Here is a 1,259-nt window from a genome sequence, read left to right as displayed (position 1 = left end):
ATATACTGACATGCTAGCTGAGAAGATAATAAATTCCGACCGTTTATGGTGATATTACGTATACCATCTGTTGTGTGTTTTTTATTTTTTGTATTAAATTTTATTTCTTTGAAGCGTGAAAAAATTCCTTTTTCATGTAAACGAGTGAAAATGAAATCTAATAGAACTGCTGTTTTAAAGCTTGCACTTCCAATTTGGTTTATTTGATTTATACTTTCTCTAATTCTATAACTTTGAATAGGCCATTTTAGTACAAATCCCAAATAATCTTTAATTACATTTTGTACCTCATTATTTCCAGAGAAAATTGTTAATACCTTTGCAGTTTTATCTAGACTAATTTTTATTCTATAAACTGCAGATAGGGTATCTAAACATCGCTCTCCTCTCCTCCAATAATCAGAATATTCTTTCAACCTGACAGTTAATTTCAACATTGAATCCCCATTTTCAATGTCCTCAATCGATATTAAATACTTATCTTGAAAAGGCATATTATGTACACCTTCAATTGAAATCCCTGACTCGGCTTCAGTTAAAAAATTCAAGTGATTAACTTTATATGTATAAGCTGGTAACCCAATTGATTTAGTCATTACTGCCATCTCAACAAAGTCTTCTACTTCATCAGGTTCAATTAGAGTTGTTAGGGATAAAAATTCCTCTCTAATTTCATTTTTTTTATAATTCTTTTTTTCAGGCTCCCAACCTGGACGCTTTAAGGTGATTATATTAGCAACATGTTCCTTTGGTATCTTATTAAACACTCTTTCTAAAATCCCACTAATATTCATACCAACTTTTCCTCCCAATGTATTGTAATTTAATAATCTAAAATCATTACAATACTTTAAATAATTTTATAAGCCTCACTATCTATTGTACCAAAAATCCCCAATTATTCCCCTGATGAAATTCGTCTGGTATACAATTTCACAATAACGTCTTTTGGGGCACTCTATATTACTTATAGTTAGATAGGTATTCAAAAAAGCTTCTTCCTCTTACCTTATGATATAAAACCACCATGCGTTCAAATTAAATAAACTTCATTCATCAATAATTCGCACTAAATATCTAATACTCTAGTTTTGCTAAGGAAATATATATTTTTAATTCAGCTATTTTCTTTTATCATCATGGGCCAATAATAATAAAATAAAGACAAACCCTAACGTTTGAACTGGAACGACAACCTTAGTGTGTATCAAAATCCAAACACTCCCTAATACCATTAAAAGAGCTACTAAAAGCACTAA

1 pseudogene is annotated in these 1,259 nt (G+C 29.9%); it reads right to left on the bottom strand.

Annotated features, from left to right (window positions below):
• Window positions 1-794, bottom strand: a pseudogene (locus tag ACQGS6_RS28790) (hypothetical protein); the annotation flags it as partial.
• Window positions 795-1,259 lie beyond the last annotated feature (465 nt).

The sequence above is a fragment of the Bacillus sp. GMs2/2 genome (assembly GCF_050172095.1).
GTDB classification, from domain to species: Bacteria; Bacillota; Bacilli; order Bacillales; family Bacillaceae_G; genus Bacillus_A; species Bacillus_A cereus.
Note: the sequence above shows the minus strand (reverse complement) of the source record. Positions and strands in the feature narration are given on the sequence as shown.